Raw genomic sequence first — 16,012 nt, 5'->3', positions numbered from 1 at the left:
ATTATTTAACTTCACTTGCTTGTTTCGCAAGCGCTTCGATGGCTTGCCAATCTTTGTTTGCAATTAGCGCTTTATCCAGCATCCAAGTACCGCCAACGCAAATTACATTTTTTAGCGCCAAATACTTAGGCGCACTTTCTAGTGAGATCCCACCAGTCGGACAGAATGTCACTTGCGGAAGAGGTCCACCAATAGACTTTAACATTGGCGCTCCGCCTGCTGCTTCCGCTGGGAAAAACTTCAAAAACCTGAACCCGTGAGACGCTAGCTCCATCGCTTCACTAGGCGTCGCTGCGCCCGGTAAAAATGGAATATCTGTGCTTTTGGCTAGTTCTAATAGTTCAGAACTAACACCTGGGCTTACCATAAAGTCAGCGCCAGCATTCACAGATGCTTCGAATGAAGCTTTGTCTACCACAGTGCCTGTGCCAACGTACGCTTCAGGCAATGCTTCTTTAATTTGTTTTACTGCTTCTGCTGCTACTGGCGTTCTAAGTGTCACTTCAAGTGCACGAAGTCCGCCGTTGTACAGAGCCCTAGCAAGTGGAATTGCATCTTCAAGCTCTTCGATAACAATGACAGGTACCACTGGTGCTGCCGATAAAATTTCCTGTATTTTCATAATGACCCCATTCCCAATGATATTAATCGTCGATACCAAAGGCGCTTGCGCCCATATCCGCACTGCTTACCATGTTTCTAAAACCTGTAAATAGCTCACGGCCTGTGCCAAATGTAAATTCAGGCTGTGTTAGTTCTAACTCGCGCTTCGCTAGCTCCTCGTCAGAAACGTGCAAAACTAGGTCTCCGTTTGGCGCGTCTAATGTCACTAAGTCACCTTCGCGAATCTTGGCAATGACTCCACCTTCAACCGCCTCAGGCGCTAGGTGAATCGCAGCAGGTACCTTACCTGATGCACCAGACATACGACCGTCTGTGACAATCGCTACCTTATAGCCTTGGTCTTGCAAAGTTGCCATAACTGGCGTTAGCTTATGTAGTTCAGGCATGCCCTTCGCTTTTGGACCTTGCTCTTTAATGACTGCGATGAAATCTTGGTTTAACTCACCGTTTGCAAACGCGTCTTGAAGTGAAGCCTGAGAACTAAACACTTTAGCTGGAGCAGATACCACTTGATGCTTTTCATCAACGGCCGAAACTTTAATGACCGCTTTACCCAAGTTACCGGTTAATAACTGTAAGCCACCTTGTTTGCTAAATGGATTTGAAACCGGTCTTAAAACCTCTTCGTCTAAAGAGCTTTCCGGGCAAGGAACCCATTTGACTTTGCTTGGACCTTCACTATTGGTCATGATCACATTCGTATCAACATCCAATACCGGCTCCATTGTATAATCGTCTAACCCCTCGCCAACAATGGTCTTAACATCGTTATGTAAGAAGCCTGCATCACGCAACTCACGCATCAAGAAGCCCATGCCACCAGCGGCCTGGAAGTGGTTTACATCTGCCGAACCATTTGGATAGATGCGTGTTAATAACGGAACGACTTCTGATAACTCAGCCATGTCTTTCCAAGTAATTTGGACGCCGGCGGCCTTTGCCATAGCAACCAAATGAATCGCATGGTTTGTTGAACCACCCGTTGCTAATAAGCCAACTAAGCCGTTAATTACCGTTTTTTCACTGACAACTTCACCGATTGGGTTCGCGGTCTTAGTGTTAATAAGTTGCTCAAGCATCGTCTTAACGGCACTTGCTGTTAGTCCGTCTCGTAGCTCAGTGTACGGGTTGATGAATGAACTACCTGGAAGGTGTAGCCCCATAATTTCCATCAACATTTGATTTGAATTCGCCGTGCCGTAAAAGGTACATGTACCCGCACTATGGTAGGATGCACTTTCAGCTTCTAAAAGCTCTTCTCTGCTCACTAAACCCTGTGCAAAACTTTGTCGAACTCGTGCCTTTTCTTTGTTAGGAATACCAGACTCCATTGGACCAGCTGGTAAGAAGAAGATTGGCAAATGACCAAATGACAATGAGCCAATTAGTAATCCGGGCACTATTTTGTCGCACACGCCTAAGCAAAAGACACCATCAAATACATCGTGTGACAGTGCAACTGCGGTCGACATCGCGATAACATCACGAGAAAACAAAGACAGCTCCATACCATCACGCCCCTGTGTAACACCGTCACACATTGCCGGAACGCCGCCTGCAACTTGAGCTGTCGCATCGTACTGTGTCGCTATCTTTTTAATTAAATCTGGATATTCGATATATGGAACATGAGCAGAGAGCATATCATTGTACGAGTTTATGATCGCAAGGTTTGGTTGGTCATCCGCCTTTAACCTTGCTTTGTCACTGCTTGAACACGCAGCCATTACGTGTGCTAAGTTACCACAACCTAACCCAGCTCTAACGCGCGTTTGTTTTTTAGCTTCTTGAATACGCTTTAGGTAGGCACTTCGAGTCTGTTGGCTGCGCTTCACAACTCTTTCAGTAACTTCTTGAATTCGAGGATGCAACATAATCTGCCTCTCTGCATGTTTAGAGGAAAAAGGCTCAGCACACCTATATGTACTGAGCTGCTTTGATTTACCCGTTCAAAGGTACGCTATCAGGTTGTCTCTCACCTCAACCTGACACCGGTGTCACTGTATTAACTCACATTCCTGACACCGGTGTCAACAGTTGAATATGAAAATTAGATTAAATAACGCGTATATCTAAATTATGGACAAAAAAAGCCCAATCGCTAGGATTGGGCTTTGGGCAAGTAAATGTAAAAATTAAGTGATTAACGCGCTGCGGTCGACTCGCGCGTGATCAGTTTTGCTTCTAATACTTTTTGATAAACTTCTGTAGATGGATCAGATATTTGCATTATCAGTTGCTCTACTGCCTGTCGTGTCATTTCTTCAACAGGTTGCGCAATTGTTGTCAAGCCTGGCCATATATGTCGTGCAATAGGTGCATTATCAAATCCAGCAATGGAAATATCTTGCGGTACTTTAAGCTGCCTTTGTGTCGCAAGTTTTAACACCGCCGCAGCCATGTAGTCATTAGACGCGAACACTGCCGTTGGCATAGGATCCAAGTCTAGGATCTCTTTTGCACTGTCTGCCCCAGAGTGATAACTAAAGTTACCTTCAGCCACTAAATGAGCTTTGAAATCAATGCCATGTTTCATGAGTGCATTTCGATAGCCGCTAAAACGTTTTTCAGTCGCACTGTGATCAGGGTGCCCTTTAATGAACGCAATGTCTTTGTGCCCGAGCGAAATCAAATGCTCGGTTAGCTCGAATGCCCCCTGCTCGTCATTACTCCTGACAGATATAGAAGAGTCATCTTGGATAGCAGAAGCAACCCGTGCGTATGGAATATCTTGTTTCTTCAAGTAGTCAATGAGTTCTTGAGAATCAGAAAATGGCGGCGTCAACACAAGCCCATCTAATCTCGACGTTGTAAGAAGTTGACCAACATTTTCAATGAGCTCGGTACCTCTGAGCTCACACGGGTGGATCAATAAATTGTAATTAAACTTATGACACGCCTCTAAAGCGCCACTTTGTACTCGTGTTATATAACTTTTACTTGGATTATCATAAAGACAACCAATGATAAAGCTTTTGTTACGAGCAAGCCCTCTCGCAATTGGATTAGGCTTGTAATCCAACTCTTTGAATACTTTGAGCACCTTTTCACGCGTTGCGGGGCTAACATTGGGTTCATTATTCAGTACGCGAGAAACCGTCTTTTTAGAAACGCCTGCGTACTCTGCAACACTGTTTATGGTAACTTTCTTCATATTTATTCCAATTTACGAAAACTGGTCTCGGTCATGTAAACACGCCGCAGCACCAATCAGAGGAATATTGTCCTGCACGACCAACGTCACTGGAATTTGTCCAGCGTACTGAGACATTATCCCCTTTTCCGTAAACCTTTCAACAAATCGACTAGAAATAAGTCGTTCAGTCATGCGAGGCAAGATCCCTCCGCCAATAAATACGCCACCTAACGCCCCAAAGGTTAACGCGATATCTCCAGCAACACTGCCTATCCAGTCACAAAACTGATTCAGTGTTGCATCACATACATCACACTCATGCGCTTTTGCGCTGATTTGTGCTGCATTTAAATCTTCAGCAGGCACCCCTTTCACTTGTGCCATTGCTTTATATAATCTCGCAAGGCCTGGGCCAGAGAACACCGTTTCTACAGAAACATGCTGTGTACTTTCTTTAAGTACTTGCAAGAGTTGTCTATCTAATTCCGTTACTGCAGCCAGACTTATGTGCCCAGCTTCACAGCTCATTACCGCGCTGCCATGAATATCTTTGACATGACATGCTGCACCGAAACCTGTCCCAGGGCCTAATACTGCTATATTGGCATTAGGATCTGCTTGACCTGTCTTAATTTGGATATTGTCTTCTTTACTTAAGTGCGGAGCAGCGAAAGCAAATGCAGCGAAATCATTGATCACTGCAAGTTCTTTAAAATCGAACTGGCTTTTAATATCTTGTGTATTGAAATTCCAACCCAAATTGGTCAAATAAACTTGCTGACCTTTTATTGGTCCTGCAACAGCAAAGCATGCTCTGGAAGGTTTTTTAATAGTTAAAGTTGCAAGAAATGCAGCAAGGGCAGATTCAAAGGACTGAAATTCCGCACTAGGGAAAGTGAATTGATGGTCTATAGCGAACTGGTTTGTGTCTAAATCAAATTCTGTCACGACAGCAAATCGCGCATTTGTACCACCAATATCAGCAACGATTATTGGTTCGAACGCACGGTCATGACCATTTGAACTTTTAAGTGTTGTCTGGCTCATGTTGTTTTTTCTCTGTTGTAGTGGTGTTCCAACCACCTTTCAGGGTTGCCCCTGCTTGTTATCCCAATTAATACTCAGCCGAAACTTTGCACGCAGGCTGAAAAAATGCTGCCCTAAAAAAGGGCAGCCAAATATGTTTTGACAACAAAATGATAAAACAGTGACATTATGACACCGGTGTCAAATATCATCAATAAAAATTTGCACCTTTTATGAAATTGGTTGCAAAAAAAATAGAATCACAGACAATATCCGAGACATCATAAAAACTACACAGAAAATGAAAACAAAAGGTAAAGCAACGTCTTTTGACATCGCACATTATGCTGGCGTTTCTCAATCGACGGTTTCAAGAGCGCTTAGAAATAGTCCCTTGGTCAATGAAGAAACGCGCAAAAAAGTGTGGGAAATTGCCAAGAAACTAAATTATAAAGTCGACAAGAACGCCAGTAATCTGCGCACCCAACAAAGTGCAACTTTGGCCATTTTGCTATTTGAAGACCCAACCGGTGATGAATCCCAAATCAACCCCTTCTTTTTGAATATGCTTGGTAGTATAACGCGAGCATGTGCAAAAGAAGGCTATGACCTCTTGGTTTCATTTCAGTCGATCAGCCAAGATTGGCGTGCAGAGTATGAAGACAGCCATCGCGCAGATGGTATCATTTTGCTTGGCTACGGCGATTATATGGATTACCAATCTAGGCTGCAAAACCTGCTCGCTCAAAATACAAAATTTGTCTGCTGGGGCGCAAAAGTAGAAGGCAGACCTGACTTAACCGTCAGCTGTGATAACTATGGTGGTGGCCAGCTTGCCGCCAAACACTTTATTTCATCCAACAGAAACAATTGCGTATTTATAGGAGATGCCTCTGAGCATAGCCCAGAATTTCTCACACGTTTCAAAGGGTTTAAAGACACATTAGATCAACACAACATCACATTGACTGAACGTAGCGTTGCAAATGCAATTTCTACCGAGGAGTCTGGTTATCATGCGACACATTCACTGCTTGCGAACAACGTGTCATTCAATGCGCTGTTCGCAGCAAGCGATCTTATCGCGATCGGGGCGATAAAAGCGCTTAAAGAAGCAGGCTTAAGAGTACCAGAAGATGTAAATGTTATTGGCTTTGACAATATTGCGGCAGCAAATTACATCTCCCCTTCACTTACAACGGTGCAGCAAAATACAACACTAGCAGGTCAAATGCTCGTGCAAAACCTATTGGCGTTAATAAAAGGCGAGGAGATTACCGATACTTTACTGCCGCCAAAGCTAATTTTGCGCCAATCGACATCCTAACGGCTTGAGTTTGGTAAAGTCACTTTACATTTTGAGAATAATTGTGCCCAACGAGTACGGTGATCCTTTATCCAGCGTTGAGCAACCTGTTTAGGACTAAGGCGCTCGCGATTAACCTGCGCAGACAACTGCTCTATCTCTTCATTGGTTAAATCAAAACTAGAAATACCTTGCGCCAAACATGGGAAGAGCCTCGTGAAACGGCGGCTGGCTACTTTTTTTAGCCAGCCTGACTTTGGGTTACCGCAGTCATACACCAATCTTGAATTTACGCCCCAAGTAGGATCAGCTTCACATGCCAATGAATGTTCAGGGAATTCAACAAACTCACCCGGATATACCGCCCCGACCCAATTTGGCGTCCAATTAAAAATTAAGATAGGACGCCTTTTGTCCACAGCCCTTTTTAGACGTATCCACAATGCATTGTCGTCATCAAGTTGCTCAACAATAAAGTTGAGTTCCAGTGCTTTGATCCGAGCTCTATCTGGCTTTTCCCATGGTCCAGCTATATATACACCCTTTCCTTTTGAGCTTGGACTCGCAAATACACCATAGCATTGCTTTAGCGCTTTCCAGTCTGGTAGGCCTGGACAGAAACTTTTTACGTAGAGCGGGTACCACCAATCCTCTCTTGTTGTCACTGAATAATTCCCTAAATCGACGATCTCTCCTGATTTATGCAGCTGCGAATATTTGTCTTCCATCGTGCCTTCCCAAACCTCTAACTGTAAGTCAACACGGTTGGTTTTAAGCAAGTACCACTGAACATCCACGGTGATATTGATTAGTTCGACTTCATAACCCAGTCGAATAAAAATTTGGCTTGCAATATGCGCCAGTATTCTTTGGCTTGACCAGTCATTTACCACTACTCTAATAGGCTCACTAGAAGCTGGAAAATGGCTTCCAAACAACATGGTAAACGCGATGAGTCGCTTTTTCATAACTTTCTTATTTGAATAACGGACTCATTAAATTATAGATACTAAACACAAACTCGTTGTACTTACAGTGTGTTTAAATGTTAAGGCTGTAAATAGGATTTGCTCCAAACACCACTATTTAATGTAAACAGCTCACGTAGGTGTAGCCTATCTTCCTTGAAAGTAAGAAATTCGATTCGATGTGCCTCAATGGCATATCCACCCCAATTGGTCGGCTTTACATTGGGTTCACTCGTATCTAATTGTGTATATTCTTCCACTTTTGCATATAAATCTTGGGGGTCTTTTAATGGCTGACTTTGCTCGCACACATGTGTCGTTATTTGTGCATCTCTCGTCCGTGTCTTCCAATATCTATCTGCGACTTCTTCTGATAGTGGATAAGCCCGACCTGTTACTCTGACCTGATAGCCTAAATGATCCCACCAAGCAGTGAGTGCAACTTTATTACAATGATTAATTTCCTTCCCTTTTGCTGAATCTAGATAAGTGCAAAAAACTATACCTTCATTTGAAACAGACTTTAAATCGACAAACCTCGCTGCAGGAAATCCATCGCGATCGATGGTTGATACACAAACGGCACTTCTTTGTCTCAATGGAGAATCAACACACGCACGTTCCCACCACTTAAGAAACTGGTCTATAGGGTTGCTCATAATTTTCACTCCTTGCGCTAATTTACAATGTTCAACTCAGTCAAGCTTAAATGACTCAGAAAGTGCATAAATATAAGCTTGATACTTTTCCCCCTTTTCAGTGACAACCTCGCATATCACTCTTTCATACCCTGTCCCTTCAAAATCATCAAGCACCTGCCAGTTATCATTCAGCGCTTGTGACTTAAACACATATCCTTCAACAGTTGGGCCGTTACTATCAAGCTTTATTCCGGGGTAACCCTCATCAGCCCCCCAGCCCGCTTGGTATAAATTACCTCTGACAAAGGCTTTTTCGAAAACGCCTCCTATTTTTTCAAGAATATGAGCGTTAGATCTATCTGGTGCTAATGTGCCATATACAAATAACATCATATTGCTATCAGTCATATCATCTTCCTCAAAATAGTGAATACACAAATAATCTGGCTTGTACGATTTATTACACGAATCGCTAAAGTCGTAAAGCTAAATAGAGCTTCCTATCCACACAGCAAAAAAACTGACGTTTGCTAAGCTGTAGATTAGGCGTGCCTATAAGGAACCATATGATTGCTTTATAAAAACAGAAATTTCGGCCCCATTATAGCGATTCATATAGGGTAAACGACAAGTGCAAGTTCATGATTTAACTTTGATGCTTTCTTTGTTTATTGCGTCTCTAACGGGCTCAATAGTCTTGATGTCTATGGCTAGAATGAGTCAAAAAGTAGAGGGTGCTCGGTACTGGGCTGCGGCGCTTGGTGTATTATCTATTGCCTACCTGTCGCAACTTACTATGCAAAATTTCCCTCGAACAATCTTAGTAACGACATTCAATACCTGCTTGATACTAGGACACTCTCTATGGCTCATTGGCGCTTGGCATTTTGTCTACATCAAACCTTCTTTGCAACGAGTTGCCCTGCTCGTCGTGCCGGTTTTTGCGCTCGCACTTATCTTTACACTTGTTATACCCGATCGAGAATGGCGCTTGGCAGTCATCGGTATTTGGCTTATTTTTGTGCGAGGTCACTATGGTTGGGTGCTTTGGCAGCATGCCAAACATGATAAAAATGAATACCTTGCGACTCAAATCACAGTACTCGTGGTTATACTTGAAATCGCACTCAGTGCGCTATACACACTATACGGCGCCTTTGGTTCGCTACCCAATATTGGGGAAAACTTCAGCTGGGTTGGCGGATATACATGGCTGGTTGCGCTCATCGGCATCGTGGCAGGTACTCCACTATTAATGTTGCTCAGCGCGGGGAGATTTGTACGCAAACTAGAGTATTCAGCGCACCATGATGAATTAACTGACATACTCAATCGTCATGGATTAAGTAAGCGATTAGAGAGTATTATGCCTCTATCTAAAAGAAAGTGCGACTCACTCGCCGTTATCATGCTCGACGTCGATCACTTTAAACATGTCAATGACACATATGGACATTCAATGGGTGACGCCATTTTGGCAGAACTTGGGGCTACACTAAAGGCACAAGTGCGTAGCTCTGATCTCGTTGTACGTTGGGGCGGTGAAGAGTTTTGTATTTTACTATTCGACATTACGCCCACTCACACCCTACAACTGTCCGAAAAAATTAGGAGCACTTTTTCAAATAATGTTCTGGGCCTATCACCTAATTTTATCACTAACCCTATCACTTTAAGTGCAGGCATCGCATTCAGTGATACAGTTTCAAGCAAACATATTGAATCGACGCAAGCACTCGCGGATCGCGCTCTTTATGATGCCAAAAAGAATGGCAGAAATAGGAGCGAACTTTATAGCAATGAAGAAGTATAGTGGCCGATTTGCTCCTTTAACTGCGAATGTCGATATATCATTTTCGATGTTCATTGCAAAATGATATATCGACTAAGTGCATTTTAGACTACATAGCTGGGTTATGAATCAAGAAATAGCTTGGCTGTGGAGCGGTAGCATAAGTCGGTAAAGTTGAACACGTACTGCCATCTGATACATTATAGTGCAATGTAACTTTTAGGTTTTCTTGAACTGCTGCTGCAGCATATGACGCCCAAAGTGGGCACATAACAGTATCACTGTTTTTTGTATTGCAGATAGTAGTCCAAGTATTTCTCCAAGAGCCATTTATATTCACATCGCCATTTGACTGGATATATACACCGGCAACTTTTCCAGAACAATATAATGGTGCCGCACTCACAGAACCTGAAATTAACAAGACTGCGCCAAATATATATTTATTCACTTATCTCTTCCGTACATAATGTAAAATGCAATGCTACCATAACCCTTTTCCACCTTCTATTATTTAACTTATAGAAAACTCAAATGTACGACTCAGAAGAGTAATCGACTTATTAATTGCGCTTAATCCTTTTAGCTCAATAAAACTCTAGCTCACGAAGCTTTATAAAATCTGGCTGTGTCCAGCCCTGTTCTAATTTATCCCAAAACCCGCTTTTTAACATAGGTGGAAAAACCTTATGAGAATCCAGAAATACTTTATTCAAGAAATTAGTACCCACAATATATTCAGCAACAGCTTCATTAGCAGAGCAATCCAATTCCCCATTAATCAGTTCACAGTGATACCAAAACTTAATAGAGCGCTCCTCAGGGTTGTACATTTCTTCAACATACATAAGTTTATTAACGGAAACGTTTAACCCGGTTTCCTCTTTCACTTCACGTACAACTGCTTCTTCTAGAGACTCTGTTCCCTTAACTCCACCCCCCGGTGCTACCCAAAAATCATAACGCCCCTCTCTTTTATGATTTACCATCAATAGTTTTTCATTCTCAACAACGAACGCACCCACACTAATTCTATGCTTCATTGGTAAATACTCCTTTGTATAAAAAGTGTTAGTTATGAATAATTTGTGTTCGAAAAACCGAGCGACAATTCAAGCACTAGACGAGTCTCTGCCAGCGCTTATTCAAAAAAGCCAAAGATAAACAGCGCGTTTAAAAAGGAAGAGTACATTTCATCTGCTCAATCCCTCTACGGGTATTTTTGAGCCCTATAAATGCAAAAAATCAATAGCTTACTCCGTTGTTTGCTTGCACAGAAAAATAGCAATTAGTAATCTAGGCTACGAGTGAAATAGCCGCTATTTCACTTTTATTTCCCGTACGTGATTAATTAAAACCAAACTCAATGCAACTAATGGGATATTAGTCGTAACAGGGTTAAACGCTTCTATCAATATTTGTGGTTGTAGTACGGTAACAGAAGCCAATAAAACAGTAAGCCCGACTATATTTAAAACATTCGCTAAATAGGTTTGATAATAGATAAAAAAGAAAACACCAAATATAACTTCACCAATACCCGCAACTCTGGTGATCAGGAGAGAAACTTCGTTGGAAAAGCCAATGCTAGACATAATCAGCGATTCAAGTGGTGCTACGTGAACAAGTTTAGGGAATATGCCATGATAAAGCCAAGCAAAACTGATTACATACCTTGCTAATTGAATGGAAGACACTGTACTTACTGTGAGATTAAAAAACATCCCCCATTATACAAATTTTGACTAGCCATTAAATATCTGCGCTTTGATAAAGCACCATTTATTAAAATAAATCACTTGTCGAATGCTAAGTTACCCAATATCGAATACTGACTCCACCTACGAGACTTACAAAGATATGTTAAAAAATACACCTTAATATATTTGGCCATCATCTAATTAACTCTGACTAGAGCGCCTCTGGCTCCTCAAGGAAGAATAGTCAGAGATTCAATACGCTGCTCAAAATACTGTGCACTTTGGTCATCACCCATTGACGTATAGTATTTTGCTAGGAGCTTATAGCAATCTCGAATTCGATTGGTAAGCTCTAGCTCAGAGAAATGCACAATGGCGCTTTTAGTTGCGTCAACAGCATGCGCATCTTGGTTATTTACGCGCCACAGCGCGTTTTGATAAATGATGAAAGAGAATATTTCTATATTTTCTAGCTTTGCACTGCGTTTGAGGGCTTGTAGTGACTGAACATCTTTATCTAAAGCGACTAAATCAACGGGTATTGCAGCGTATTTTACAGCAAGCCATCGATAATAAATCGATTTTTCTATATCTTCAGGATATCTATTAACCAATTCATTTGCATAAGCAGTCGCTGTCAGATTATCTCCAACTAAATGCGCTTTTTTGGCTTGAATGGCTTTAATAGACAAAGTCAGATCAACGCTCTCGAAACGCTGCATAGTTTGTACCCGTTGAATATACTCTTCTACCACAGTAAATTCTTTTTTATCCAAATAAACTGCAGCCAACTTCAGTAACGATAACCCCATTAACTTCACGTCGTTTCGTAGGTTTGCGTATTTATATGCCGTTTTATAATTTGTAACAGCTTGATCCAATCGCTGCTCCTGTCGCTTTCTATCTCCTCTCGCCATCCAAGTCATAGCTAAGTCTTTGTACCTAGTTATACTATAGTTTTTCTCTGGCGCACTTGAACAAGCAGCCTGTGACAAAGCAAAACAAATAACACACAAACCTAAAAAGTGATTAGTCATGCATTTCTATCCCTGTGCTTTGTGGTGGCTTTTCTATACCATCTTTGAGTATTGGATGGTTATTTAAGGCCTGTAGTGTTTTATCCATTTTATCCAACACCTGCTGCATGCTATGTATTGCAATTGCAAACTGCTCTCTCTCACTGTGAACCTCTTTAAGCATTAACTGCATTACGGTTAAACTTTCATTGAGGTTATTAAGCACTATGGGAAGCTGCCTATCGGTGACTTCACCGATTATTGCAGCTGGCTCATGGTAGTTATCAAGCGTCGACTCTGCTTGGTTCATAAGCCGCTCTGTTGTTAGAAGTGTCTGATTGAGTTGACCAATCACTTTTGGCATTTGTTCAAGCACCTGCTGGCTTTGGAGAAGCGTTCGTTCAGCATCCGGCAATAGATCGCTTTCTTTGACTTTTTCACTCACGGTCATCAAGTTGTCACTTATCTTAGCAACCCTATCTAAAACTTTAAATATTGCACCCGCTTCTGGATTGTCCTCTTTTTGAAAGTTCTGTAAAAGTTGGTTAATACTAGAGAGAATCGATTCTATATCGTCCCCTTTTTGCTTAATGTAACCCTGTTCACTGTATTTTTTCCCCAAAACACTGTTTATATGGGGTATTAAACTATCTGGTGCCAGTGCCTGATAATTTTCTACAGCTTCTAGGTCAGGTAAAATGAGTTCGAATGTTGTTACATCATCAAAAATAGGGTGCTGCTCTCCTGCCAGTACCGCATATTCAACGACTTTTGATTGATATTCACTAAACACCCACAGGTCCACCTCTATATGGTTTGTCTGGTGATTTAATCTAAAGCCATCAATGCGTCCTATTTTCAACCCTTTAAAATATACAGCAGGTAATGAACTCAAACCGCTAGCATCATTAAGCACTGTTTTATAATAAGTTTTGTCAGAAAAAGTATGATTATTTACCAAGATCATTGCAGTGAACCCAACGAGTAAGATGATACCTGCAATGCCAAAAGCCAGCACAATATTATTGGTTTTTTTGGGGCTATGCTGCATTGACTAGTGCTCCGAAAAACATACTTTACTGTTTAGTTCTAATTGTTTATCAGCCAGTTTGTCGATCACTTCTTTTCGGTTCGAGCAGAGTATTAATGTCGTCCCTTGCTGCTTTAAACACAGTAATAAGTCCAAAACATATTGGCTCCATTGATCATCGATCTCCGTCATCGGCGCGTCCCAAACAACGGCCTTAGGTTTAAGCAATAACGCTCTAGCGAGTCCTGCTAACGATGCTTGTCCAGATGATAGCTGCTCTGTCCGCTGTCCAAGGTAGTGCTCCAATGCAAACTCACGAGCAATGGTTTTTACCCTATCTTGTTTTTCTAACTTGCATATGTCTTTGTGATGGCGGTTGAGCGGCAACATTAGATTTTCTTCTAATGTGAGGTTTGAAATCAATCCTGATAATTGAAACACAACCCCTAGATTACGTCTAAACTCAGAATATTTCTGAGCATTCATGTTTTTGACGGGCACGCCATCTATCAACATCTCTCCCTCATCAGGTCGAATAATGTCACTCGCAATGCTAAAAAAAAGTGTTTTGCCACACCCTGAACGGCCTGATATTACCAAGCACTGGCCACTAGATACTTTCGCATTTAACTCACAAAACACTTGTCTGTTTTTTATCGCATGAGAAATATCTTTAAACTCAATATCCATAACTAGTTGCCCACCAAAACTATGTACAATAGGGTAAGCCCTACATGAATTAAGCAAAGTGAGACTAATCCCCGCCCGACTGCTTTGATATTTCGCTGTGGCACTTCTGTAATCGCACGATTTACTGTCAGCCCGTGATAACTTGAAATAAGACTAATAAACAGCCCAGATAATGCTACTTTCACCAACATGATCACGATATCAAGCCAGTGTAGTTCTCCTATCAAGCGGGCAAAGAAAGTGCTAACTGGAATCGATTGAAACGCATTGCTCACCAAGTATCCGCCAAAAATTCCCCCCGCCACAAAGTAGCTCATCAATAGAATCAAAGAAATAACCATCCCTAATACACGAGGCGCGACCAAGTATGAGATGGGAGATACGCCCATCGATATCAAGGCATCGATTTCTTTACTGACTACCATGTTGCCAAGCTCTGTGGTTATCGCTGTGCCAGAGCGAGCCAATACGATAAAGCACACGATGAATGGCCCTAGATCACGAACGATCGTCGAAATGAGAATGTCATATATCCAATTGCCTTGACCAATAGCGGCCAAAAGCGGATACCCTTGAACAATGATTAATGCACCTATCAACATCGCTATAAGTACAACAAGTCCAAGTGCTTCAACCCCAGTAAACCTGACTTGCCGCACCAAAACATCGAAGCTTATGGAGCGGTTACGGTGAAAAAATATAAAATCTGAAATGACATATGCTGAGAAAGGCAAGAATCCATATGCAATCATCACTGTACCTCATCTTCAGAGTGCAGTAGATTTAACATTAATGATCTTCTTTGCAATTAATCGTTCTTTAAGATTAGCAGAACAAATTAAACTTTGAGCGCTGCGCGATTAAAAAATCGTGTTGTTTGGTACTTCATTTAATTGACATAAAAGCACTTTTGAAGCCTATCCCATTATTATCAAACCCTCAGGTTAAGGCGTGCTTGCGATTGATTATTAAGTATTTCACCCATATAAATTTAAACAGGCGCTCGTATTTTATGTATGTGGTCATCTCGTTTAACGAAAAGGTATTAATTTGAACTACTTAGCCCACTTGTTTTTGGCACAAAGCAATGCTGATTCTTACTTCGGTAATTTACTTGGCGATTTTCAAAAAGGGCTTGATATGAGCCTAATTAATCACAGCGTTAAAAACGGACTAGCAAACCATATCCTCGTTGACAAATTTACTGATCAGCACAGAGCTGTGCGATTTTCGAAATCCTTGTTTAGTAATGAAAGAAAGCGCTTTTCAGGCGTTGCACTTGATGTTCTGTATGACCATTTTCTTATTGAACACTGGCATTTATATACCCAAACAGAGTTTGATGTATTCAAACATCGCAGCTATCAACTTCTCCAACAGAACCTACCTGTAATGCCCGTAAGAATGCAATATGTCATGAACAATATAATAAATCACGATTGGTTTGCTCACTATCAATCATTACAAGGAACAGCACAAGCACTTGATAACATTTCAAAGCGAATACGCTTTAAAAACCAGTTCAGTGGGATAGGAAAAGAAATTGAAGACAACTACACAGAATTGGAACAGCTGTTTTTAGAGTTCTTCCCCGAGCTAATAGAACACGTAGCAAACAACGCCCTTGAATCTCAACCGGGTTCTCTTAATAATAAATTAAGATAAAAGCTAGCTACATAATAAGTCAAGCATCACAGCAAGGAACCAAAAAATGAATTTAAACCAAGTTACCCTACCTGTAACAAATATGAATGAAGCCGTTGAGTTTTATCAGTTACTTGGATTCACGCTTATTGTCGATACCCCCCACTACGCCCGATTCGAATGCCCAGAAGGTAGTAGTTCATTTTCCTTATCTCTCGAGACAGACGCATTTAATAATGGTGCTACAATCTATTTTGAACACGAGGATCTAGAGGCATGGGTTGCGGAGTTGACTGATAAAGGGGTTTGCTTTACCCAAATGCCCACATTGGAACGTTATTTGTGGAAAGAAGCTGTGTTACATGACCCTTCAGGTAATCAAATAAAGCTTTATTGGGCAGGCGAAAACCGACTCAACCCACCATGGCGCGTTAATTGA

General features: G+C 41.6%; 18 protein-coding genes. 4 read left to right on the top strand and 14 right to left on the bottom strand.

Features of this window, described 5'->3' with window-relative positions:
- Window position 1 precedes the first annotated feature (1 nt).
- From A7985_RS02555 to glk, 4 genes are all read right to left on the bottom strand, one after another.
- Window positions 2-622, bottom strand: a complete 621-nt coding sequence (locus tag A7985_RS02555) for a bifunctional 4-hydroxy-2-oxoglutarate aldolase/2-dehydro-3-deoxy-phosphogluconate aldolase (RefSeq protein ID WP_065788859.1) — start codon at window positions 620-622, stop codon at window positions 2-4.
- Between the two features lie 22 nt (window positions 623-644).
- Window positions 645-2,498 carry a phosphogluconate dehydratase gene (edd, locus tag A7985_RS02550; RefSeq protein WP_065788858.1) on the bottom strand — a complete coding sequence of 618 codons (1,854 nt, stop codon included), beginning with the start codon at window positions 2,496-2,498 and terminating at the stop codon, window positions 645-647.
- A 269-nt stretch (window positions 2,499-2,767) separates the two neighbouring features.
- Window positions 2,768-3,778 (bottom strand): LacI family DNA-binding transcriptional regulator, encoded by a 1,011-nt coding sequence (locus A7985_RS02545; protein ID WP_065788857.1) that lies wholly within the window; start codon window positions 3,776-3,778, stop codon window positions 2,768-2,770.
- 12 nt (window positions 3,779-3,790) lie between these two features.
- Window positions 3,791-4,807 carry a glucokinase gene (gene glk / locus A7985_RS02540; RefSeq protein ID WP_065788856.1) on the bottom strand — a complete coding sequence of 339 codons (1,017 nt, stop codon included), beginning with the start codon at window positions 4,805-4,807 and terminating at the stop codon, window positions 3,791-3,793.
- Between the two features lie 280 nt (window positions 4,808-5,087).
- Here glk and A7985_RS02535 point away from each other — a divergent pair, with 280 nt between their 5' ends.
- Window positions 5,088-6,113, top strand: coding sequence for a LacI family DNA-binding transcriptional regulator (locus A7985_RS02535; protein WP_065788855.1), 1,026 nt, complete (start codon window positions 5,088-5,090; stop codon window positions 6,111-6,113).
- Here the strand turns inward: A7985_RS02535 and A7985_RS02530 are convergent.
- From A7985_RS02530 to A7985_RS02520, 3 genes are all read right to left on the bottom strand, one after another.
- Window positions 6,110-7,060 (bottom strand): ABC transporter substrate-binding protein, encoded by a 951-nt coding sequence (locus A7985_RS02530; protein WP_065788854.1) that lies wholly within the window; start codon window positions 7,058-7,060, stop codon window positions 6,110-6,112. The genes A7985_RS02535 and A7985_RS02530 overlap by 4 nt on opposite strands.
- Window positions 7,061-7,140: 80 nt before the next feature.
- Window positions 7,141-7,719, bottom strand: coding sequence for a pyridoxine/pyridoxamine 5'-phosphate oxidase (locus A7985_RS02525; RefSeq protein WP_065788853.1), 579 nt, complete (start codon window positions 7,717-7,719; stop codon window positions 7,141-7,143).
- A 36-nt stretch (window positions 7,720-7,755) separates the two neighbouring features.
- Window positions 7,756-8,109, bottom strand: a complete 354-nt coding sequence (locus A7985_RS02520) for a gamma-glutamylcyclotransferase family protein (RefSeq protein WP_256096639.1) — start codon at window positions 8,107-8,109, stop codon at window positions 7,756-7,758.
- Window positions 8,110-8,332: 223 nt separating this feature from the next.
- Here A7985_RS02520 and A7985_RS02515 point away from each other — a divergent pair, with 223 nt between their 5' ends.
- Window positions 8,333-9,514 carry a GGDEF domain-containing protein gene (locus A7985_RS02515; protein WP_065788852.1) on the top strand — a complete coding sequence of 394 codons (1,182 nt, stop codon included), beginning with the start codon at window positions 8,333-8,335 and terminating at the stop codon, window positions 9,512-9,514.
- Window positions 9,515-9,602: 88 nt separating this feature from the next.
- On the opposite strand, the gene A7985_RS02510 is transcribed toward A7985_RS02515, so the two are convergent.
- The 7 genes from A7985_RS02510 to A7985_RS02480 all read right to left on the bottom strand — a co-directional run bounded on the left by A7985_RS02510 (window position 9,603) and on the right by A7985_RS02480 (window position 14,681).
- Window positions 9,603-9,944 carry a hypothetical protein gene (locus A7985_RS02510; protein WP_065788851.1) on the bottom strand — a complete coding sequence of 114 codons (342 nt, stop codon included), beginning with the start codon at window positions 9,942-9,944 and terminating at the stop codon, window positions 9,603-9,605.
- A gap of 136 nt (window positions 9,945-10,080) precedes the next feature.
- Window positions 10,081-10,536 carry an NUDIX domain-containing protein gene (locus tag A7985_RS02505; protein WP_065788850.1) on the bottom strand — a complete coding sequence of 152 codons (456 nt, stop codon included), beginning with the start codon at window positions 10,534-10,536 and terminating at the stop codon, window positions 10,081-10,083.
- Between the two features lie 276 nt (window positions 10,537-10,812).
- Entirely contained in the window at window positions 10,813-11,217 is a 405-nt protein-coding gene (locus A7985_RS02500; RefSeq protein ID WP_065788849.1) for a DoxX-like family protein, read from the bottom strand.
- Window positions 11,218-11,423: 206 nt separating this feature from the next.
- Window positions 11,424-12,230, bottom strand: coding sequence for a hypothetical protein (locus A7985_RS02495; RefSeq protein WP_065788848.1), 807 nt, complete (start codon window positions 12,228-12,230; stop codon window positions 11,424-11,426).
- Window positions 12,223-13,260 carry an MlaD family protein gene (locus A7985_RS02490; protein ID WP_065788847.1) on the bottom strand — a complete coding sequence of 346 codons (1,038 nt, stop codon included), beginning with the start codon at window positions 13,258-13,260 and terminating at the stop codon, window positions 12,223-12,225. Before A7985_RS02490 ends, A7985_RS02495 begins: the two co-directional genes overlap by 8 nt.
- A 3-nt stretch (window positions 13,261-13,263) precedes the next feature.
- Entirely contained in the window at window positions 13,264-13,929 is a 666-nt protein-coding gene (locus A7985_RS02485) for an ATP-binding cassette domain-containing protein (RefSeq protein ID WP_065788846.1), read from the bottom strand.
- Window positions 13,930-13,931: 2 nt separating this feature from the next.
- The gene (locus A7985_RS02480) at window positions 13,932-14,681 is read right to left on the bottom strand and encodes an ABC transporter permease (RefSeq protein ID WP_065788845.1); all 750 of its coding nucleotides are present in this window, start codon (window positions 14,679-14,681) and stop codon (window positions 13,932-13,934) included.
- A gap of 298 nt (window positions 14,682-14,979) precedes the next feature.
- On the opposite strand from A7985_RS02480, the gene A7985_RS02475 reads away from it, so the two are divergent.
- Both A7985_RS02475 and A7985_RS02470 read left to right on the top strand, forming a co-directional pair.
- Window positions 14,980-15,594 (top strand): acyl carrier protein phosphodiesterase, encoded by a 615-nt coding sequence (locus tag A7985_RS02475; protein ID WP_065788844.1) that lies wholly within the window; start codon window positions 14,980-14,982, stop codon window positions 15,592-15,594.
- Window positions 15,595-15,640: 46 nt separating this feature from the next.
- Window positions 15,641-16,012, top strand: a complete 372-nt coding sequence (locus A7985_RS02470; RefSeq protein ID WP_065788843.1) for a VOC family protein — start codon at window positions 15,641-15,643, stop codon at window positions 16,010-16,012.

The sequence above is a fragment of the Pseudoalteromonas luteoviolacea genome (genome assembly GCF_001696455.1).
GTDB lineage: Bacteria > Pseudomonadota > Gammaproteobacteria > Enterobacterales > Alteromonadaceae > Pseudoalteromonas > Pseudoalteromonas luteoviolacea_C.
Note: the sequence above shows the minus strand (reverse complement) of the source record. Positions and strands in the feature narration are given on the sequence as shown.